This window comes from Streptomyces sp. NPDC054932, assembly GCF_053610205.1.
In genome coordinates this window covers 1-20,098 of record NZ_JBSGXU010000151.1, presented here as the reverse complement: position 1 = coordinate 20,098, position 20,098 = coordinate 1, and the positions used below count along the sequence as shown (strand labels likewise).

The window sequence follows — 20,098 nt, the reverse complement described above, 5'->3', positions numbered from 1 at the left end:
CTTATCCGGGACATCCCGTCCGGGGGTGTTGCTTGGGGGTCCCACGTCAGGGCGAACTAAATATACGGGCGGGCGCCCGCGGGGGGGGGGGAGCCGGCCCGCTTCGTGTCCCGGACCCCGGCAGGGGCCGGCACCGTGATACTGCAGCCCCCGGGGGATGACCCCCGGACCCCCGGCAGGGGGCGGCGGCACCGCTAGCCGAAGGCCAGATTCACGACCCAGAAGCTGACCGCCGCGACCAGAGCCGCGGCCGGCATCGTGATGAACCAGCCCAGGATGATGTTCTTGGCGACGCCCCAGCGGACCGCGTTCACGCGCTTGGTCGCGCCCACGCCCATGATCGCCGAGGTGATCACGTGGGTGGTGGAGATCGGCGCGTGGAAGAGGTACGCCGAACCGAACATGATCGAGGCGCCCGTGGTCTCGGCCGCGAAGCCCTGCGGCGGGTCCAGCTCGATGATCTTGCGGCCGAGCGTACGCATGATGCGCCAGCCACCCGCGTACGTACCCAGCGACAGCATCACCGCACACGCGACCTTGACCCACACCGGGATCGGCGCGTCGGAGGTCTGCACGTCGGCGATGACCAGGGCCATCACGACGATGCCCATCGTCTTCTGCGCGTCCTGCAGACCGTGGCCGAGCGCCATCGCGGCCGCCGACACCGTCTGCGCGATGCGGAAGCCGTGCTTGGCCTTGTGCGGGTTGGACCGGCGGAACATCCACAGGATGGCCACCATCACCAGGTAACCGACGACCAGACCGACGACCGGCGAGACGAACATCGGGATGACGACCTTGTCGACCACGCCCGACCAGATCACCTCCGTACCGCCGGCCAGCGCCGCACCCACCATGCCGCCGAAGAGGGCGTGCGAGGAGGACGAGGGCAGCCCGAAGTACCAGGTGATCAGGTTCCAGACGATCGCGCCGACCAGCGCCGCGAAGAGGATCCACATCCCCGTGGCGCCGTGGGGCGTCTCGATCAGGCCCTGGCTGACCGTCTTGGCCACGCCGCTGCCCAGGAAGGCGCCGGCGAGGTTCATCACCGCGGCCATCGCCAGCGCCGCGCGCGGCGTCAGCGCCCGCGTCGAGACCGACGTCGCGATCGCGTTCGCCGAGTCGTGGAAACCGTTCGTATATGTGAAACCGAGCGCGACACCGATGGTCACGACCAGAGCAAAGGTGTCCACGTGGTTCAGGACTCCTTGACCGCGATGGTCTCCACCGTGTTCGCAACGTGCTCGAACGCGTCGGCCGCCTCTTCGAGCACGTCGACGATCTGCTTGAGCTTCAGCACCTCGATGGCGTCGTACTTGCCGTTGAAGAGCTGGGCGAGCAGCTTGCGGTGGATCTGGTCGGCCTGGTTCTCCAGACGGTTGACCTCGATCCAGTACTCGGTCAGGTTGTCCATCGTCCGCAGGTGCGGCATGGCCTCGGCGGTCAGCTCGGCCGCGCGCGCCAGCACCTCGATCTGCTGCTCGACACCCTTCGGGAGCTCCTCCACGTTGTAGAGGACGACCAGGTCGACGGCCTCCTCCATGAAGTCCATGATGTCGTCGAGCGACGAGGCCAGGTTGTAGATGTCCTCGCGGTCGAACGGCGTGATGAAGGAGGAGTTCAGCTGGTGGAAGATCGCGTGGGTGGCGTCGTCCCCCGCGTGCTCCGCCGCCCGCATCCGCTCCGCGATCTCGGCCCGGGCGGAGGAGTCCGCTCCGAGCAGTTCCATCAGGAGCTTGGAGCCCGTGACGATGTTGTCCGCGGATGCGGCGAACATGTCGTAGAAGCTCGTCTCCCTGGGGGTCAGACGAAATCGCACGTGAGGTCCTCGGGGTGCATTGGGTTCGGTCAGGCTGATGCTAGGCGCATCCCCCGGCCACGGCTAACCGGCCGTTCCACAGTGTCCTCCATCGGGCAGAGTGAGGACCACGGACCCCCGCCCCGGGCGGCAGGGCCCAGTACCCTATACCCATGAGGGGTATGCATCCCTCATTCCGGACCACGGGAGGACCTATGACGACCATCGAGGCGGAGGGCTCCGGAGCCGAGTCCGGCACGGCCGCTCCCGCAGCCGTCCACGGCTATCACCACCAGAAGGACGAGCACCTGAAACGGCTGCGCCGGATCGAGGGCCAGATCCGCGGCCTCCAGCGGCTCGTCGACGAGGACGTCTACTGCATCGACATACTCACCCAGGTCTCCGCGAGCACGAAGGCACTGCAGTCCTTCGCGCTCCAGCTGCTGGAGGAACACCTGCGGCACTGCGTCGCCGACGCCGCGGTCAAGGGCGGCACCGAGATCGACGCCAAGGTCGAGGAGGCCACCAAGGCCATCGCCCGCCTCCTGCGGACCTGACCCGCCCGGGCCGGGACCCGGCCCGGCACCCCTCCCTACCGACCGAGTCCCTACCGACCGAGCAGGACCTCGTCGATGCGGTCCAGGCTGAGCCGCTCCTCGGCGGCCGCCGAGGCGGCGATGATCAGTTCACCGCACAGCTCGATCTCGGCGAGAGCAACGTGGTCCTGCACCGTCGTACCGCCTGCGGGAGTCACGCGTGTCACCTCTATCTGCCACCGGCCACCGGCCGTCGTCGGTCATGCCGCACCACTCGCCTGCGCCCGGCTTCTCAGCGTAGGGAGGCCGCGACTCCCCCCGCATGACACGGATGGACCATTTCCGGATACCGGGCCATGGCCCGATCGCGCCGCCCGCTGCCCGCCCGTCCCACTAGTCGGCGATCTTCCCGGCGTAAATGTCCCCGATTGCGGGCAATACGACGGTCACCGGCGTCCCGAATCCGTACAGGAGCGTCGTCGAGGACACATCGATCACGCCATTGTTGACGTACGTGAACCGGTGCCGGACCTTCCGCATCCGCCCCTCCTCGTCCAGGTAGACGTCGAAGGGCACCGTGTCCTTGCTGAACCCTTTCGCCGCCGCCTCCAGCGCCCCCCGTACCTCCTGCGACGCACTCGCCGCGGCCCGCCCGATGTCGGTGGTCCCCCGGTAGTGCCGCACCTTGGTGCCCGCCACCTCGGTCTCCCCCACGTACGTCACCTCCTGCGCACCCCGCAGCAGCTCGGCCGCGACCAGCGGATCGGTGGCCCCGCCCGTGACCAGGTTCCCGTCGCTCAAGGTCGTCGTGTCCACCCGGACCCACTTGTCGTCCGGGACGCCCGCGCCGCGGTTCTTCATGTACAGCGCGCCCGGCACGAGCAGCTCGGTGATGGGCCGGTGCTCGGCCTTGCCCTTCACATCGGCCGGGAGCATCACCAGGAGCTGTCCCATCCGCTTCTTGAAGTCGACGCCGCCCTCGCCGCGGATCGTGACCCGGGTCCCGCCCGTGGCCATCTCCATGGCCGTACGGGCCCGGGCACTGCCGGTCCTCGCCAGCGCGTCGGCGGCCCCGCGGACCACCGCCGCCGCGTCCACCTGCGGCCGGTCGTCCTTCCCGCCGCCCGCGCACCCGCTCATCGCCGTGACCGCCAGGGTGACGCCGAGGGCGAGCACCGCCTCACCCGCACGCCCGTGCGGTCGCCTGTGCCGGTGATCCACCATCGCCTGCCAACCCCCAACGCATGACCGCTGCTTGCCCGAGGCCCCCACCCGCTCCGTTTAACGAGGTCCGGGGTTTCCCGTCACGGGGGCGCACCCTCCCCGCGCGCCGCCCGCCCCGGTACCGTGGTCGTGTGGAACCGCACACCGACGCGACCCTGGTCCCTCCGCTCGACTCCCTGCCGCTCCCGCGGCCGCACGCACAGCCGGAGCCGCCGACCGGACACACCACATCCACCACCGACCGCGGATCGTTCTGCCTGGCCGTCTGCACCTGCGGCTGGAGCGGCCCGGCCCGCCGCTCCCGCGACCTGGCCCGCAAGGACGCCACCCGCCACACACCCGCCAGCCGCGGCACCAACCTCCCCGAACACACCTAGCCCGTTCGGACGGCCCGACTGGCCGGGGCGCGCCGCAGCGGATGCCCTTGACTCATGCCAGGATCCGCAGCCCGCCTCGCGACCCTTCTCTGGGCCCTGCTCATCGCGTTCGCCCCGGCCGCCGCGGCCTCGGCCAGACCCGTGGGCTCGGCGAACAGCCCGGCCGACGTGGTCCTGGCCATCGGGCTCACCTCCGCCGCGGCCGTCGCCACCGGCTGGTGGCTGCGCCACCGGTACCGCCGCGACGCCGAAGGCGGCGATCCGTGACGCCCCGGACACGGACCCGGACCCGGACCCGGACCACCCGGCCGCGGCCCCGCCCGACCGCGGTACGGATGTGCTTCGGGGGTGCACTGCTGTGCCTGCTGGTGGCCGGGCTGCTCGCCGCATGGCACGTATGGCTGGCGTACGGGCGGACCTAGCCCGTACCGCAGGGGTCAGGCGGCGAGGTCGCTCTCGTGCGACCGCTGCCCCGGCGGGGTCTGGGCCTGCGGCAGACCGACCGGCCGCGGCAGCGCGCGGTTCTTGGCCCGTACGAGCCGGCCCAGGCGCCGGGAGCGGCCCACCGCCCGCACCAACGGGGTCAGCGCCGCCATCGCGAGCGGCGCGAGCACGAGCACCACGGCGGTGCCGAGCGCGAGGCCGCCGATGACGTCGGTCGGGTAGTGGATGCCCATGTAGACGCGGGAGAAGCCCTCGGCGAACGCCAGCCCGATCCCCAGGAGCCCGATCCTCCGGTTCGCCACGAACAGGCCCACGCCCAGGGCCATCGCGAGGGTGGTGTGGCCGCTGACGAAGGAGAACTCGGTGCGTCCGAGCCCGAAGCCGAAGCCGGGGTCGAGCACCTGCAGGCCCTGGTGCTGCACGAACGGCCGCGACCTGCCGACGAATTCACGCAGGGGCACATTCACGAGCAGGGCCAGCGCGGCGGCCAGCGGGGCCCACACGAGCGCGGCGAAGGTGTCGACCGCCGGGGCGTCGTCCTGCCGGCGCGCACCGCGCCAGCACCACAGGACCAGGAGCACCAGGGCCAGCAGGATCCCGTACTCACCGGCCAGGCTCACGACCCGGTCCAGCCACGCCGGAGCATGCCGGGCCGCTCCGTTGATCTCGTACAGCAGGCTGACATCCACGTTCGGCCCACCTGTTGTGAGTCCAGCCATGGTGATGCGGCCCCTTGCCTTGCCGTGGTTTCCCCTGCGGACGCACCCCCTTGGTGCGCCGCTCCACCCCCACTTGATCAACCCCCGTATTCATGGAACGCCCGTTCTGGCTCCTACGTTCCATTCTCCACGGAATGATCACTCCAACGTTATCGAAGAGTGACTCATCGTCGCAGCTCAGGGCCTTTGCCTGACGGAGAGTTACTACGACGCCCGACCTGCGGCGGGGCGTGCCGGAAGGGCCTCCGCACCATCCTTCGTCACGCGCGTCGCACCGAAGTAGTCGGGCGTGTCGATCTTGTCGAACCGGATCACGGCACCGGTGTAAGGGGCGTTGATCATGTAGCCGCCGCCCACGTACAGCCCGACGTGCCGGATCTCCCGAGAGTTCGTCAGATCATCGGAGAAGAAGACGAGATCGCCGGGCAGGAGTTGATCGCGCGAAGGATGCGACCCGGCGTTGTACTGGTCGTTCGCCACCCGCGGCAACTCGATCCCCACGGTCTCGTACGCGGCCTTGGTCAGACCGGAACAGTCGAACCGCCCGTCCTGATCGGGCGTCCCGTTGCCGCCCCACAGGTACGGCGTACCGAGCTGCTTCTGCGCGAAGTAGATGGCCCCGGCGGCCTGTTGCGAGGGCGCAACCCGCCCGACGGGCCGCTCGAAGCTCTTCGCGAGGGTGGTGATGGCCTTCACGTACCCCTGGGTCTCGCGGAACGGCGGGACGCCCTGATGCTGCGTCACCGCACCCGGACCGGCGTTGTAGGCGGCCAGCATGTTCGAGACGGGGTCTCCGGGGACCCTGCGCACGTAGCGCGCGAGTTCACAGTCGTACGAAGCGGCCGAGGGGATCGCGTCGTTCGGGTCCCAGATGTCACGGTCGCCGTCGCCGTCGCCGTCGATCCCGTGCGTGGCCCAGGTGCCGGGGATGAACTGGGCGATACCGCGCGCATCGGCAGGGCTCACGATATGCGGGTCCCAGCCGCTCTCGGAGTAGAGCTGGGCGGCGAGGATGGCCGGGCTCAGGGTCGGGCAGAGGACGCCCCACTTCTGGACCAGGGCCTGGTACTTCCCCGGCACGGCGCCCTTGGCGAGGCCGACGGGACGGCCTCCGGCGCCCGCGATGCCCGCGGCGGCGGAGTACGTGCCGACCACGAGGAGAGCGACGAAGCACAGACACGCCCCGAAGCTGATCCCGCTGATCACCCAGAATCTGCGCACCCGTCAACCCTCCCCCATCGACCGGTCTTTCACCGGGATTCGCCGTTACGTGTCGGATTCATCCCTTTTGCGGCCCACTGTCGAAGCCCTCGCAGATGAAGCTCTTGTGTTCCGTGTCCGATACGGCATGCCGGAACACCACCGTCCAGCCACCGGGATCCTGCGAGAGCGGAGGCGCCTTGACGGTCCTGCCGTTCAGCTGCATGGAGAAGTCGTCCGGGTACGTGACGAACTTCCACTCCACCTCGTCACCTTCGTACAGGTCCCGCGCCTTGGCAACGAACCCGAGCTGACGGTTGTCCGTCACCTGCGTGGACCGGCCGTTCTCGTCGACCTCGTGCTGCGGCTTCACGACGACGGACACGTAGTAGGGCGGCACGTCGGGGAGCGCGTTCTTGACCCGGAACCCGATCTCGACCTTGCCCGTCTTCAGCTGCGGGTCGTCCATGCTCCTGGGCAGCGCGGTCTGGAAGTCCAGGATGCCGCGCTCCTCCTCGGGCCTCGTGCAGAGGCGGTGGATCGGGTTGTAGTCGTCCAGATTGGGCTCGGTCTGCCTGATGTACGTGGGCGGACCCGCCGGGGACTGCGCCGCCGGTGACTGGGCCGCCGGTGACTGGGCCGCCGGACCGCCGGTCGCCCCACCACCGGGCGCAGGCGTCTGCCCGGCCGGCACCCGGCCATCCGTGGCGGGCGTCGGCCCGGCCGGGCTCCGGCCCTGCTCCTGCCCGCCGGCCCGGTCGTCCGCGCCGCCCCGACCGCCCTCGCCCCCAAGCGGCAACTTCCACACCGCCACGGCGCCCACCACGGCCAGCGCGACCCCCGCAGCCACCCAGACGCCCGTCCGCCGCCCACGCCTCTGCGCGGCAGCGGCCGAGGCCGCGGCCGCGGCCACACCCTGGGTCGGGGTGTAGCCGTGCACCAGCCCGGGCCCCTGGGTCCGCATCTCGTGCACCGGTACGTCCTCGCCCAGCGCCCCGAGCCCGAGGTACACCGGATCGTCGACCAGCGCGTCCCGCACCCCGCACCGGGCGATGACCTCGGCCGGATCCGGCCGCGCCGCCGGGTCCTTCGCCACGCAGGCCCCGATCAGGTCCGCCAGCCCCGGCTCCACCCCGGCCACGTCGATCGGCTCGTGCACCGCGCGGTAGCTCACCGTCGCCGCCACGCCCGTACCGAACGGCGGCCGCCCCGTCGCCGCGTACGCGAGCGTCGCGCCCAGCGCGAAGACGTCCGCCGCGGCGCCGGCCTCCGCACCCAGCAGCACCTCGGGCGCGGTGTACCCCGGCGTCCCCGGCGCCTGCCCGTCCTGCGTGAGAGCCGTCTCGCCCACACCGCGCGCGATGCCGAAGTCGATGAGCTGCGGCCCCTGCGCCCCCAGGATCACGTTCTGCGGCTTGAGGTCCCGGTGCGTCACCCCGTGCGCGTGCACACTCGCCAGACCCTCCGCGAGCGCCGCGAACAGCCGCCGGCAGGTGTCCGCGGGCAAGCCGCCGCGCTGCACCACGGCATGGCTGAGCGTCGGACCCGCCACGTACTCGGTCGCCAACCAGTACGGAGCCCCCGCCAGGGAGGCGTCGATCAGGTTCGCCGTGTACGCCGACCGCACCGCACGAACCGTCTCGGCCTCACGCCGGAACCGGGCCAGCGCCTCCGGATGCCCGGTGATCTCGTCCCGGATCACCTTCACGGCGACCAGGCGACCGCCGGGCGACCGCCCGAGGTACACCTGCCCCATCCCCCCGGCGCCGAGCCGGGCCAACAGCGCGTGCACCCCGATCTGTGCGGGGTCGACGTCTCTCAGGGCCTCCATCCGCCCGAGCCTGCCACACCGACTTCCGTGCCACGGAGGCGGGTTGACTAGGAACGCGGCGCGACGAACAGGCTCTGCGCGCTGCGCCCGATGGGCCCCTTCTCGTCGTGCAGCAGCGCGTCCGCGAGCCCGATCCCGGCCGCGTCCACACTCGTACGGGCCTCCACGCACGCCCACTCGCCCACCGGATGGCGGTGCAGGTGGACCGTCAGGTCACCGTTGATGAAGACGTACCGCCCGAAGTCCATCACCGAGCTGATCCCGTTCCCCGAGTCGGCGGCGATCAGCACCCGGTCCAGCGGCCTGGTCTCCTCCCCGGCGACCAGCGGCACCTTCATCCGCATCCAGCAGGTCCCGGGCCCCAGTTCGACGAAGGCACCCTCGGTGAACCGCGTCTCCATGGCCGAGTGGTAACCGGTCTCCCACGGCACCGGGAAGAACGGCGTCACCTCCACCTCACCGGGCGGCGGCAGCTGCGGCCCCGGGACCACGGCCGGCACGGCCTCCTCGGCGACCCGGATCCGCAGCGCCCGGGCCAGCATCACGGGCGCGCCGCCCGCCGGGGCGAGGGCGGCCTCGACCACCTCGGTCCCGCGCCCGGCCCGCAGCACGTTCGTGGTGATCTCCAGCTCGCCGATCGGCACCGGGCGCAGGATCTCGTACGTGATCCGGGCGATCCGCATGTCCGTACGCGCACCCGGCCGCTCCTCGACGGCCCGCCCGAGCAGCGCGGCCGGCGGCCCGGCGTGCTGCGAGCCCGGGTCCCACGGCCCGCGCGTGTACTCGGTGGCGGTGAACCGCCCGGCATCAAGTCGTTCGAAGAACCCCTCGGCAGCGCCCATACCCTGAACGCTACCGACAGGTAACCAACGACACCAGCCCCGCGCCGGCGGTCAGCGGGCGAACCCCAGCCCCACCCCCAGCCCCACCAGCACCGACCCGATGGCCCGGTTCAGCGCCTTCTGCGCCTTCAGCATCCGGTCCCGCAGCCGCGAGACGGAGAAGAACAGCGCCACGGCCGCGAACCAGCCCAGGTGCGCCGCCGACATGAACAGCCCGTAGCCCGCCTGCTGCCACAGCGGCGTGTCCGGGTTGACCACCTGCGTGAAGGTCGACACCACGAACAGCGTCGTCTTGGGGTTGAGCACATTGGTCAGGAACCCCGACCGCATCGCCCCCAGCCGGGTCAGCTGCGGCTTCGACTCCAGGTCCACGGTCACCTCGGCCCGCGCCCGGAACGTCCGTATCCCGATCCACACCAGATAGGCCGCACCCGCCAGCTTGATCACGGTGAACAGCGTGGTGGAGGAGGCGATCAGCAGACCGACCCCGAGCATCGTGTAGGAGACGTGGACCAGCACGCCGGCCGCGACACCGGCGGCGGCGAACAGCCCGGTGGGGCGCCCGTAGAGATAGCTGTTGCGGACCACCATGGCGAAATCGGCGCCGGGACTGATCACGGCGAGAAGGGTGATGACGGCGACTGCGATCACTTCTGTCATACGGGGATGCTCACCGCCACCACCCCGTGGATCAAGCCCCGAATGCCCGCCGGGCCCTCGAGCGGCGACAATGGACGGGTGCCGAGTACCCCCGCTGCCCTCCCCGACCTCCCCGAGCTCCCCGTCCTGCAGGCCGACTGCGCGAACTGCTTCGCGCTCTGCTGCGTGGCCCTCCCCTTCGCCAAGTCCAACGACTTCGCCGTGAACAAGCCCGCCGGAACCCCCTGCAAGAACCTGCAGCAGGACTTCCGCTGCGGAATCCACACCCGCCTGCGCGACAAGGGGTTCCAGGGCTGCACCGTCTTCGACTGCTTCGGCGCGGGCCAGCAGGTCTCACAGGTCACCTTCGGCGGCCGCGACTGGCGCACCCACCCCGGCACGGCCCGGGCGATGTTCGAGGTCTTCCCCGTACTGCGGCAGCTGCACGAGCTGCTCTTCTACGTCAGCGAGGCCCTCACCCTCCCGGCCGCCGCCCCGGTCCACCCGGACCTGCGCCGCGCCCTGACGGAGGCCGAGGAACTGACCCGCGCCGATGCGCAGACCCTGACGGACCTGGACGTCGGCGCGCTCCGCCAGCGGATCAACACCCTGCTCCTGAAGACCAGCGAACTCGTACGGGCCAAGGCTCCGGGCCGCAGGAAGAACCACCGCGGCGCCGACCTGATGGGCGCCCGCCTCGCCGGAGCCGACCTCCGCAGCGCGAACCTGCGCGGCGCCTACCTGATCGCCGCCGACCTGAACGGCGCCGACCTGCGCACGGCCGACCTGATCGGCGCGGACCTGCGCGACGCCAACCTCCGCGGCGCGGACCTGCGCGACGCCGTCTTCCTCACCCAGGCCCAGCTGAACGCCGCCCAGGGCGACCCCGCCACCCGCATCCCCCCGACCCTCACCCGCCCCACCCACTGGACCTGAGCCCCCCCCTCCCAACGCCCACTTCCAGCCCCCAGCCCCGCCCGTCGCCTCTCCAGCCCCGCCGGCGTTTGAGGCACGGGGTCCGGGGCGGAGCCCCGGCACCGGCGCACGCCGGTGGGTGCCGGCGGACTCACACCCGCGCCAAGAACCCCCGCACGGCAGCGAAGTACCCCTCCGGGTCCCCGACCCGCACCGCATGCCCCGCCGGCAGCTCGACCAACCGCACCCCCGCCCTCCGCACCGTCATCTCCCGCGCGTGCTCCGCCGACAGCACCCCGCTCCGGTCCCCCCGCACCAGCAGCGTCGGCTTCCGCACCCGCAGCCAGTCCCCCCAGTGGTCCCCGTTCAGCCCCCGCTGCGACTCCACCATGTCCTCCACCTCGAACGCGGCCCCCCACCCGTCCGGGTACTCCCTCAAGGACCCCTCCAGGTACGGAGCCGCACTCCCCACCCCCGCCAGGAACCCGGCCCGGGTCGCGGCCCGTCTCGGCCACTCCCGCGCGAACGACAGGTCGCCGTCGACCACCGCCCCGATGTCCTCGACCACCACCGCCCGCACCAGATCCGGCCGCCGCGCCGCGAGCTGGTACGCATTGACCCCGCCCAGCGAATGCCCCAGCACCACCGCCGGCCCCAGTCCCAGCTGCTCCAGCAGGGCCTCCGCATCCGCGACGTACCCGTCCCGCGTGTACTCGCCCGCCCGGTCGGACTCCCCGTGCCCCCGCTGGTCCAGGGCGATCACCCGCCACGCCGGACCCAGCTCCATGGCCAGCCGCCCGAAGGCCGTCGCCCCCGCCTCGAAGTGCCCGTGCAACGCCAGCAGCGGAGCCCCCGGCCCCCCGAAGTCCGTATGGGCGAGCCGCCGCCCGTCCCGCGTCACCGTCGCACCGGGCAACGGCCCCAGCTTGTCGATGACCCGCTGCCGCAGCAGCTGGTACTCCTCCCACCGCCTCGACAACCGCCCGGCCGGCCGCTTCACGACCCGCCCCGGAGTGACCGTCTCACCCCTACGGAACTGCTCCCGCGTCAGATCGATCCGGATGCCCCCGGGCAGCACGTTCCACCAGTGGTAGCCCTCCTGCCGGCCCTCGTGGAACACCTCACCCACCATCAGGTCCCCACCCACCAGGTCCTGCACCACGAGGGCGGTGATGTCACAGTGCCCCCAGGCCGGATTCTCCGGCGTCCAGGGGATCCTCGTGATGTCGGCGGGCTCGCTGGTCGCGGCCGACCACCCCGCCCGGATGGCCGCCTCGAGGTCCGCGAGAGTCCAAGGAGTCGTCATGCTCCCCAGCCTGCCGCACCCCACTGACAACGACACGCGACGCCACCTTCCGTACGCCGAGACGACAATCATTGCCCGGCGTCACCCTCCGTGATACACAGAGTGACCGCATGTTCATGCGCGTGGATGCCGCCCCTGCCCAGGTCAGAGCGCGGAAGCGGATCGCAGGCCGCGAGATCGGGTAAAGAGAGCCGTCAAGTCGACGACGGCAGCGGTTTCATCAGCGAAGATAGTGCGTAACCCCTGCCGTCGGGCAAGGGGCTTCCGGAACTACCCATACAGGGGCGGTGAGTTACATGATCCTGGCAGCCGAAAAGGGCGACATCACCACCATCATCGGCGGAATCGCCCCGAACTGGGGGCCTTTCGGCAGTCTCGGCAACGAAGCGAAGGTCATGATCGAGGTGGTCATGGCCGTGGCCATCCTGCTCTGCCTGGGCATCGCCATCTGGGGTGCGGCCAAACAGCGCATCGGCGCGACCGCCCTGCGCGACACATTCAGCGCGGAACAGGGCAAGGGCCTGATCGTGGCCGGACTGACCGGAGTCTTCATCATCGGCTCCCTCGGGACCCTGTTCACGATCGTCTACGGGATGGCCGTCTAGCCGGGTCACGCGCCGGGCCCCGTAGCTGATGACGCATCACCACACCACATCCACGCGGGAACCAGCGCTACCGTCGTACGACGCGGAGGGGGCGAACAGGGAATGAGCAACGACGACCAGTACGGCGGCGCCGGCGGCCACGGCGAGGTCGGCGGCACCGGCCAGACCCGCACCCGCCTCCCGGACTCCCCGCCCGACCCGTACGGCCCCACCCGCCGCACACCCCGCACCTCCCGCAGCCTGATCACCGTGGTCGGCGTGGTGGTCCTCCTGATCGCCGCGATCGCCTTCGCCAACTCCGCCCCGGACACCCCGTCGGACCCCGCCTCGGACAAACCCCCGACGGACTCCTCCACGGCGGCCACGGGCACGGACCCGGTGACGGGCAAATCGGCAGGCATCCCCAAGGGCTTCGCCCACGACGAACAGGGAGCCCAGTCGGCCGCCGCCAACTACGCGGTGGCGGTGGGCTCTGACGGCATGTTCAATCCTGCGCGCAGACGCGCCATCGTGGACGCCCTCGCCGACGACAGCACACGGGCGAAGCTCCAGTCCCGCTACGACGCCGACTACTCCGCCGCTCTCCTCTCCCAGATCGGTCTGACCAAGGACGGCCTCGCCCCGGCGGGCACCACCTTCGTCAGCCGCTCCGTTCCCGCCGGGACCAAGGTCAAGAGCTACGCCGGAGACACCGCCGCCGTCGACGTGTGGTGCATCGCCATGTTCGGACTCACCGGCGAAAAGTCCACGCGCCCGGTGACCAGTGGCTGGTTCACCATCTCCATCACGATGAAGTGGAACGGCTCCGACTGGAGAATCGTCGAAACCTCACAGAAGGACGGTCCTACCCCGGTCACCGGTGACAACGCCGTGTCCGGGTCCGGCGAGATCAGCAGCGCGGTCACCGAATTCGGAGGGTTCACCTATGCCCGGTAGCCCCAGGCTCTCGGCCCTCGGCATCGGCGCTGCGGCTGCAGCCGTCCAGACCGCGGTCGTAGTGTTCGCAACCCGCGCAGTGGCGGCCCCGGACCCGACCCCTCCGGCGCCCACCACGACCAATGACCCCTGCGCGCTGATCGCGGGGCCGGCCCGGGACTACTGCGAGCGCGGCAACGGCGGAACCGGCGGACCTCCCGGCCTCGCACCCAGCGACCCGGCCGACGCCCTCAACCCCCTCGCCTCCCTGGCCCGCGGCTGCGCCGACGCCGCGGCCTGGATCGTCACCAAGCTCAGCGAAGCGGTCAAGGGCTCGGCCGAGGTCGACTTCACCAACCCCGCCTTCCTCAAGCAGTACTCCGTCGTCTTCGCCGCCTCCACCATCCTCACCCTCGTCCTCTGGCTCTTCGCCGTCGCCAAACGAGCCGTCCGCGGAGTCCCCCTCACCACCGCCATGTCCGAAGCCATCGGCTTCCTCTGGCTCACCGTCCTCGCCTCCGCGTTCACCCCCCTCGTCCTCTACACCGTCGTCTCCGCAACCGACGGCGTCACCGAGGTCATCGCCTCCGCCGCCGGCGGCCAGACCGACGTCTTCTTCGGCTCCTTCTCCGAAGCCCTCAAGAAGGGCGACGACATCGGCGGCGGCCCGATCATGCTGATCGTCGTCGCACTCGTCACCGTCCTCGCCGCCGGCGTGCTCTACCTGGAGCTGTTCATCCGGGCCGCCCTCCTCTACGTCGGCGCCCTCCTCGGCGTCGTCGTCTACTCCGGGCTCGTCGACCGCAACCTCTGGGGCCACGTCCGCCGCTGGGCCGGCATCATGATCGCCGTCATCCTCGTGAAGCCGGTCATCGTCATCGTCCTCGGCCTCGCCGGCGCCCTGACCGGCGAAAAGGGGCCCAACGCCTTCTCCGCCGTCGTCACCGGCCTCGCCATCATCCTGCTGGCGATCTTCGCCTCCGCCATGATCTACCGCTTCGTCCCCGGCTTCGGCGACGAGATCGCCTCCGCCCGCGCGGGCCGCAGCAAGGCCACCGACGGCGCCCAGGCGGCCGCCGTCATCAGCTCCCCGGCCTCCCTCGTCTCCCAGGGCATCAAGACCCACAGCAGCCGCGGCGCCCACCGCGGAGGCGACGGCGGCGGCAACAGCGCGCCCCGCCCCGCCAACCCCCTCTCCGGAGGCGTCGCGGCCCACAGCAGCCGACCCACCTCCGGCGGCGGAGCAGGCGGCGGATCTGTCCCCTCCGCCGCACCCCCGCCCCGCACGAGTTCGAGCACGAGGAACACAGGAGGTGACGGGCGTTGACGACCCAGTCCCACCAGCTGCACCCGGTCGCGCCCCGCCGCACGTATCTCATCGGCCGGGCCCGGCCGAACGCGATCGTCGGCAAGAACCGCGAGACCGGCGAGATCGCCCTGATCATCGCCGGGGCGTTCTTCGGCATGATGAGCGGACTGCTCGTCCCCGACCTCACCCTGCGCATCGTCAGCCTCGCCGGCTTCCCCATGCTCGCGCTCGCCGCCGTCTACGTCCCGTACAAGGGCCGCACCTTCTACCGCTGGTTCGAGATCAGCCGCAGCTACAAGCGGACCCTGCGACGCGGCACCACGTACCGCTCGGGCGCCATGGAAGCCGGCATCCGCGGCTCCGACGGCCGCGAGGTCGAGGTCGGCCCGCCCCCCGGCATCGGCCGGATCAACTGGCTCGCCGCCCCCTTCGGCCCCGACGAGATCGCCGTCCTCCTCCACGCGGACCGCCGCACCGTCACCGCCGCCATCGAGATCGAGGGCCCCGGCGTCGGCCTGCGCGACAGCGAGGACCAGGAAGCCCTCGTCGACCGCTTCGGCACGCTCCTCAAGCACGTGGCCAACGGCGACGGCTTCGTCACCCGCCTCCAGATGCTCGCCCGCACCCTGCCCGCCGACCCGGACGCACACGCCAAGGACGTGGCCCAGCGCGGCGACACCCAGGCCCCCGGCTGGCTGCGCGAGTCCTACGACCAGCTCCAGTCGATGGTGTCCACCTCCTCCGAGCAGCACCGCGCGTACCTCGTCGCCTGTATGCACTACACGCGCGAACTCGCCGCCGAGGCCAACGCCATCGCCCGCGCCGGCACCCCCCACAAGGGCCGCAAGCTCGACCGCGACGCCGGCCTCGCCATCGTCATGGCCCGCGAGCTCACCGACATCTGCGCCCGCCTCGCCGAGGCCGACATCCGCGTCCGCCAGCCCCTCGGCCAGGGCCGCCTCTCCTCCCTCGTGCACTCCATGTACGACCCGGACCACCCCATCGACCACATCCAGGCCATGACCAAGCGCAACGCCTGGCCGGCCGAGCTCGACGCGGTCGAACCCACCTTCCTCCAGGCCAAGACCCGCGAGTCCTCCACCCGCGCCCCCTGGTGCCACGCCACCGCCTGGGTCAAGGAGTGGCCGATGACACCGGTCGGCGTCAACTTCCTCGCCCCGCTGCTCGTCCACACCCCCGACGTGATCCGCACCGTCGCCGTCACCATGGACCTGGAGCCCACCGAGGTGGCCATCGAGCGCATGCTCACCGAGAAGACCAACGACGAGGCCGACGCCTCCCGCGCCGCCAAGATGAACCGGACCGTCGACCCCCGCGACATCGCCGCCCACGGCCGGCTCGACCAAAGAGGTGAAGATCTCGCGAGCGGTGCGGCAGGAGTCAACCTGGTCGGGTACATCACGGTGTCCTCGCGTTCACCGGAGGCACTCGCCCGCGACAAGCGCACGATCCGCGCCTCCGCCGGCAAGTCCTACCTGAAGCTGGAATGGTGCGACCGCGAGCACCACCGCGCCTTCGTCAACACCTTGCCGTTCGCCACCGGCATCCGACGCTAGCTGGAGGGAAGTGCCGCCCATGCGAGATCCCATGTCCGCCCTGACGGACGCCTTCACCAGCTTCCTCTTCGGCAAAGTCGAAACCACGCGCCTGCCCGTCCGCACCTCCACCGGGCAGGCGCAAGCCGTCTACCTGCCCACCGCCGCCCCCGGCCTCGGCGACTCCGGCGTCATCATCGGCCGCGAGGTCTACAGCGGCAAGGGCTACATCTACGACCCCTTCCAGCTCTACGGACAGCAGCTGCCGGCCCCCCACTGGCTGGTCCTCGGCGAATCCGGAAACGGCAAGTCCGCGCTGGAGAAGACGTACGTCCTGCGCCAGCTCCGTTTCAAGGACCGCCAGGTCGTCGTCCTCGACGCCCAGGGCGAGGACGGCGTCGGCGAATGGAACCTGATCGCCCAGCAGCTGGGGATAACCCCCATCCGCCTGGACCCCATCGCCGCCAACGACGACGGGATCCGCCTCAACCCCCTCGACCCGGCGATCACCGCGACCGGTCAGCTCGCGCTGCTCCGGACCATCATCGAGGTCGCCATGGGCCACGGCCTCGACGAGCGCGCCGGCTTCGCGCTCAAGGTCGCGCACGCCTACGTGGTGGACACCATCACCACCCGCCAGCCGGTCCTGACCGACATCGTGGAGCAACTGCGTCACCCCGAGCCCGAATCCGCCCTCGCGATGAACGTCGACATAGACGATGTCCGGGCCTGGGGCCTCGACGTCGCGCTCGTCATCGACCGCCTCGTCGACGGCGACCTGCGCGGCATGTTCGACGGCCCGACCACCGTCGGCATCGACCTCGACGCCCCGCTGATCGTCTTCGACCTCTCCCACATCGACCGCAACTCCATCGCGATGCCGATCCTCATGGCGATCGTCGGCGTCTGGCTGGAGCACACCTGGATCCGCCCCGACCGGAAGAAGCGCATCTTCCTCGTCGAGGAGGCCTGGCACATCATCAACAGCCCCTTCGTCGCACAGCTGTTCCAGCGCCTGCTGAAGTTCGGCCGCCGCCTCGGCCTGTCCTTCGTCGCCGTCGTCCACCACCTCTCCGACGTCGTCGACGGAGCCGCCGCACGCGAAGCCGCGGCGATCCTCAAGATGGCCTCCACCCGCACCATCTACGCCCAGAAGGCCGACGAGGCCCGCGCCACCGGCCGCGTACTCGGCCTCCCGCGCTGGGCGGTCGAGATCATCCCGACCCTCACCCCCGGCATCGCGGTCTGGGACGTCAACGGCAACGTCCAGGTGGTCAAACACCTGATCACCGAAGCCGAACGCCCCCTCGTCTTCACGGACCGGGCCATGACCGAGTCCTCCGCCCCCAGCCGTCTCCCCGCCGACATGCTCGCCGCCGAACTCGAGGCGGAGGAAAGGGCCCTGTCCATCGAGCGCCGCCGCGGCGGCCCGGGTTCCGCGACCACGGTGGCCTGACCATGCACGAAGCACGACGTACGGAGCCCCCCGCGCGCGGCGGCGGCATCCCGGACGGCCTGCTGGTCGGTCTCCTGGCCTTCCTCCTGGGGGTCGCCGTCCTCGTCTGGTCGGCCACCGGCCTGGCCGCCGTCCTCGCCAAGGGCGCCTGGCCCGACACCGTCACCTTCACCCGGACCCCGGGGGCAGTCCGCGCCCTGATAGCGCAGCCGCACGACATCCCGGGCGCCTGGCCGGACACCGACCCGGCGGCCCTCTCGGGCTGGGGCCTGTTCTGGGGCCTGTTCGTCAGCCAGCTCCTGGTGATCTTCGTACTCACCGTCTTCGCCATCGGCATCATCGCCCGCACCAAATCCCGGCGTGCCCTGGCGGGTTCGGCGCCACCGGACCCCACCCCCGCCCCGCCGGCCTTCGAGGCACACGGCTCCGCGGTCAGCTCCCCCACCCCTGCGACCCCGCCGGCGTTCGAAGCACGCGGGTCCGCGAAAGGCGCCCCCGGCGGACCGCCCGCGCCGTCCGACGAGGCATACCGCTACGGCTTCGGCTACGCACCCGGGCCCACACCCGCAGCGGCCGCCACCACCACCGCCCCCGAGGACGGCCTCGCGTACGCCGGCCCCGACGACCGCATCCGCGCCGCAGCACACCGCATCGGCGCAGCCGTCGGCGCAGCCCTCGTCGTCACCTCCTCGCCCGCCCTCTGGGCCGAGACCAAGGACGCCCGCGCCAAACTCGGCCCGGTCCTCCTCTACGACCCCTCCCACCTGTGCGACACCCCGGCCCGCATGCACTGGAACCCGGCCGAGGGATGCGCCGACCGCGACACCGCCGCGGCCCGCGCGATCGCCCTGCTGGCCCCCGTACGCCCACAGGCCCGCATCGACGCGGCCGTGGCCGACACCGCGGAGACCCTCCTGCGCAGCTGGCTCCAGGCCGCCGCCCTGGAGGACCGCCCGTTCAAGCTCCTCCACCGCTGGGCCCAGGGCAACAGCGCCCAGGACCCGGTACGCATCCTGCGCACCCACCCACAGGCCGCCCCCGGAGCGGCCGGCGAGCTGGAGAGCGCACTCACCGCCCACCCCGAACGCCGGGAACTCGCCCAGAACCTGACGGCCCGGGCCCTGTCCTGCCTGACCTCGATCCACATCCGCGAGGCCTGCAACCCGAACCGAACGGATGCCCTCACGCTGGCATCATTCGTCGCCGAAGGGGGCACCCTCTACCTGGTGGGTGAACCTCTGGAGGATCCCCGCACCCACCCGGGTGCGATGCCCCTGCTCACCGCACTCGCCTCTCACGTGGTCGAGCACGGCCGCCGCATGGCCGCACGGTCATCCCACGGTCGGCTCGACCCACCACTTTCCCTGGTGCTGGACGACGTGGCCGCGGTGGCCCCGATCCCCCAGCTCCCGGAGCTCCTGACGGAGGGCACGCTCCCCCTGCTCGCCCTGTGCCGCAGCCGCGAGCAGGCCCGATCCCGCTGGCCCGGGGCCGACCTGCCTTAAGGCCTCGGGAAGACGAATTCCAGCTCCTTGGCGGACGGGTCGCTCTCCAACGGCACCCGCACGCCACTGTCCTGGAACCCCGTACGCCGGTAGAAGGCCTGCGCCCGCTCGTTCCGCTCGTGCACGTAGAGGCGTACGCGTTCCAGCGCGGGCCCCTCCAACGACCAGGCCCACTCCAGCCCGGCCCGGAAGAGCTCCTCGGCCAGTCCGGTGCCCCGCAGGCCCTCGCGGACGAAGACGCCGACGATGTGCCCCTGGGTCGTCTCGATCTCCCGGTCGAGGAAATCGGTGGTGCCGAGCTCCTCGACGAGCACGGTCACGGTGCCGTTCCACACCCCGTCGGGCCCCACGGCCACGAACTGCCGCGCGGCCCGCCCGGAGGCGGCGCCGGCGGTCCTCTCCTGCCAGAAGCTGTCGGGCCGGGCCTCGGCCAGCTCGGCGGTGTCGAGGAAGGCAATGGGCGCGGCAGCATCGTGCAAGGAGGCGATCCGCAGCTCCTTGACCTTCTCCCACTCGTCGTCACGCACCGGACGTATTACGTGCTGGATATCGCTCATAGTCGGTGATCCTAACCAGCGAGGCATCCAGGCTACATCCGGATAAACGCAGAAAAGCCCCGCACCGAGCCCGTGAAGGGCTGGTGCGGGGCTTTCCCACAATGATTGTTCGGCGGCGTCCTACTCTCCCACAGGGTCCCCCCTGCAGTACCATCGGCGCTGAAAGGCTTAGCTTCCGGGTTCGGAATGTAACCGGGCGTTTCCCTAACGCTATGACCACCGAAACACTATGAAATTTGAACGCTGGTGTTGACACAGCTGTTCGTTATTTCAGAACTAACACAGTGGACGCGAGCAACTGAGGACAAGCCCTCGGCCTATTAGTACCAGTCAGCTTCACCCGTTACCGGGCTTCCACATCTGG

22 protein-coding genes and 1 rRNA gene are annotated in these 20,098 nt (G+C 70.9%); 11 read left to right on the top strand and 12 right to left on the bottom strand.

All coding sequences use genetic code 11. The features are described from left to right. Window positions 1–194: 194 nt before the first annotated feature. Window positions 195–1,193, bottom strand: a complete 999-nt coding sequence (locus ACWGE1_RS30565) for an anion permease (protein ID WP_453423698.1) — start codon at window positions 1,191–1,193, stop codon at window positions 195–197. A 5-nt stretch (window positions 1,194–1,198) separates the two neighbouring features. Then, complete coding sequence (locus tag ACWGE1_RS30560; RefSeq protein WP_008742369.1) at window positions 1,199–1,819, bottom strand: DUF47 domain-containing protein; 621 nt, start codon at window positions 1,817–1,819, stop codon at window positions 1,199–1,201. Between the two features lie 194 nt (window positions 1,820–2,013). Here ACWGE1_RS30560 and ACWGE1_RS30555 point away from each other — a divergent pair, with 194 nt between their 5' ends. After that, window positions 2,014–2,355 (top strand): metal-sensitive transcriptional regulator, encoded by a 342-nt coding sequence (locus tag ACWGE1_RS30555; protein ID WP_327263202.1) that lies wholly within the window; start codon window positions 2,014–2,016, stop codon window positions 2,353–2,355. 50 nt (window positions 2,356–2,405) lie between these two features. Here the strand turns inward: ACWGE1_RS30555 and ACWGE1_RS30550 are convergent, their stop codons facing one another. Then, the gene (locus ACWGE1_RS30550) at window positions 2,406–2,552 is read right to left on the bottom strand and encodes a hypothetical protein (RefSeq protein WP_167751170.1); all 147 of its coding nucleotides are present in this window, start codon (window positions 2,550–2,552) and stop codon (window positions 2,406–2,408) included. 175 nt (window positions 2,553–2,727) lie between these two features. Continuing rightward, on the bottom strand, window positions 2,728–3,558 hold the full coding sequence (locus tag ACWGE1_RS30545; protein WP_453423697.1) for a hypothetical protein: 831 nt from the start codon (window positions 3,556–3,558) through the stop codon (window positions 2,728–2,730). A 131-nt stretch (window positions 3,559–3,689) separates the two neighbouring features. Between ACWGE1_RS30545 and ACWGE1_RS30540 the strand changes: the two genes are divergently transcribed. The 3 genes from ACWGE1_RS30540 to ACWGE1_RS30530 are packed head-to-tail and all read left to right on the top strand — an operon-like array spanning window position 3,690 to window position 4,357. After that, window positions 3,690–3,935, top strand: a complete 246-nt coding sequence (locus tag ACWGE1_RS30540; protein ID WP_453423696.1) for a hypothetical protein — start codon at window positions 3,690–3,692, stop codon at window positions 3,933–3,935. 54 nt (window positions 3,936–3,989) lie between these two features. Continuing rightward, window positions 3,990–4,202, top strand: a complete 213-nt coding sequence (locus tag ACWGE1_RS30535; RefSeq protein ID WP_453423695.1) for a hypothetical protein — start codon at window positions 3,990–3,992, stop codon at window positions 4,200–4,202. Then, complete coding sequence (locus ACWGE1_RS30530; RefSeq protein WP_453423694.1) at window positions 4,199–4,357, top strand: hypothetical protein; 159 nt, start codon at window positions 4,199–4,201, stop codon at window positions 4,355–4,357. Before ACWGE1_RS30535 ends, ACWGE1_RS30530 begins: the two co-directional genes overlap by 4 nt. Before the next feature lie 15 nt (window positions 4,358–4,372). Here the strand turns inward: ACWGE1_RS30530 and ACWGE1_RS30525 are convergent, their stop codons facing one another. From ACWGE1_RS30525 to ACWGE1_RS30505, 5 genes are all read right to left on the bottom strand, one after another. Beyond that, window positions 4,373–5,098 carry a phosphatase PAP2 family protein gene (locus ACWGE1_RS30525; RefSeq protein ID WP_453423693.1) on the bottom strand — a complete coding sequence of 242 codons (726 nt, stop codon included), beginning with the start codon at window positions 5,096–5,098 and terminating at the stop codon, window positions 4,373–4,375. A 204-nt stretch (window positions 5,099–5,302) separates the two neighbouring features. Further along, on the bottom strand, window positions 5,303–6,319 hold the full coding sequence (locus tag ACWGE1_RS30520; protein ID WP_453423692.1) for a C40 family peptidase: 1,017 nt from the start codon (window positions 6,317–6,319) through the stop codon (window positions 5,303–5,305). A gap of 58 nt (window positions 6,320–6,377) precedes the next feature. Beyond that, a complete protein-coding gene (locus tag ACWGE1_RS30515; protein ID WP_453423691.1) occupies window positions 6,378–8,129 on the bottom strand; it encodes a serine/threonine-protein kinase in 1,752 nt (583 codons plus the stop codon). Between the two features lie 47 nt (window positions 8,130–8,176). After that, window positions 8,177–8,971, bottom strand: coding sequence for a thioesterase family protein (locus tag ACWGE1_RS30510; protein WP_453423690.1), 795 nt, complete (start codon window positions 8,969–8,971; stop codon window positions 8,177–8,179). Window positions 8,972–9,022: 51 nt separating this feature from the next. Then, window positions 9,023–9,631 carry a LysE family translocator gene (locus ACWGE1_RS30505; RefSeq protein ID WP_385154548.1) on the bottom strand — a complete coding sequence of 203 codons (609 nt, stop codon included), beginning with the start codon at window positions 9,629–9,631 and terminating at the stop codon, window positions 9,023–9,025. A gap of 42 nt (window positions 9,632–9,673) precedes the next feature. On the opposite strand from ACWGE1_RS30505, the gene ACWGE1_RS30500 reads away from it, so the two are divergent. Then, window positions 9,674–10,546, top strand: coding sequence for a pentapeptide repeat-containing protein (locus tag ACWGE1_RS30500; protein WP_453423700.1), 873 nt, complete (start codon window positions 9,674–9,676; stop codon window positions 10,544–10,546). Window positions 10,547–10,676: 130 nt separating this feature from the next. On the opposite strand, the gene ACWGE1_RS30495 is transcribed toward ACWGE1_RS30500, so the two are convergent. Beyond that, on the bottom strand, window positions 10,677–11,831 hold the full coding sequence (locus tag ACWGE1_RS30495) for an alpha/beta fold hydrolase (RefSeq protein WP_453423689.1): 1,155 nt from the start codon (window positions 11,829–11,831) through the stop codon (window positions 10,677–10,679). Between the two features lie 296 nt (window positions 11,832–12,127). On the opposite strand from ACWGE1_RS30495, the gene ACWGE1_RS30490 reads away from it, so the two are divergent. The 6 genes from ACWGE1_RS30490 to ACWGE1_RS30465 all read left to right on the top strand — a co-directional run bounded on the left by ACWGE1_RS30490 (window position 12,128) and on the right by ACWGE1_RS30465 (window position 19,177). After that, complete coding sequence (locus ACWGE1_RS30490) at window positions 12,128–12,436, top strand: hypothetical protein (protein ID WP_008742356.1); 309 nt, start codon at window positions 12,128–12,130, stop codon at window positions 12,434–12,436. Between the two features lie 102 nt (window positions 12,437–12,538). Continuing rightward, on the top strand, window positions 12,539–13,372 hold the full coding sequence (locus ACWGE1_RS30485) for a hypothetical protein (RefSeq protein ID WP_453423688.1): 834 nt from the start codon (window positions 12,539–12,541) through the stop codon (window positions 13,370–13,372). Next, window positions 13,362–14,678 carry a hypothetical protein gene (locus ACWGE1_RS30480; protein ID WP_453423687.1) on the top strand — a complete coding sequence of 439 codons (1,317 nt, stop codon included), beginning with the start codon at window positions 13,362–13,364 and terminating at the stop codon, window positions 14,676–14,678. The genes ACWGE1_RS30485 and ACWGE1_RS30480 overlap by 11 nt, the downstream gene beginning before the upstream one ends. Beyond that, entirely contained in the window at window positions 14,675–16,237 is a 1,563-nt protein-coding gene (locus ACWGE1_RS30475; protein WP_453423686.1) for an SCO6880 family protein, read from the top strand. The genes ACWGE1_RS30480 and ACWGE1_RS30475 overlap by 4 nt, the downstream gene beginning before the upstream one ends. Window positions 16,238–16,256: 19 nt before the next feature. Next, window positions 16,257–17,672, top strand: a complete 1,416-nt coding sequence (locus tag ACWGE1_RS30470; protein ID WP_453423685.1) for an ATP-binding protein — start codon at window positions 16,257–16,259, stop codon at window positions 17,670–17,672. A 2-nt stretch (window positions 17,673–17,674) separates the two neighbouring features. After that, on the top strand, window positions 17,675–19,177 hold the full coding sequence (locus ACWGE1_RS30465) for a type VI secretion protein (RefSeq protein ID WP_453423684.1): 1,503 nt from the start codon (window positions 17,675–17,677) through the stop codon (window positions 19,175–19,177). On the opposite strand, the gene ACWGE1_RS30460 is transcribed toward ACWGE1_RS30465, so the two are convergent. Next, window positions 19,174–19,725 carry a GNAT family N-acetyltransferase gene (locus ACWGE1_RS30460; protein ID WP_453423699.1) on the bottom strand — a complete coding sequence of 184 codons (552 nt, stop codon included), beginning with the start codon at window positions 19,723–19,725 and terminating at the stop codon, window positions 19,174–19,176. The genes ACWGE1_RS30465 and ACWGE1_RS30460 overlap by 4 nt on opposite strands. A 116-nt stretch (window positions 19,726–19,841) precedes the next feature. After that, window positions 19,842–19,958, bottom strand: a 5S ribosomal RNA gene (rrf, locus tag ACWGE1_RS30455). Between the last annotated feature and the right edge of the window lie 140 nt (window positions 19,959–20,098).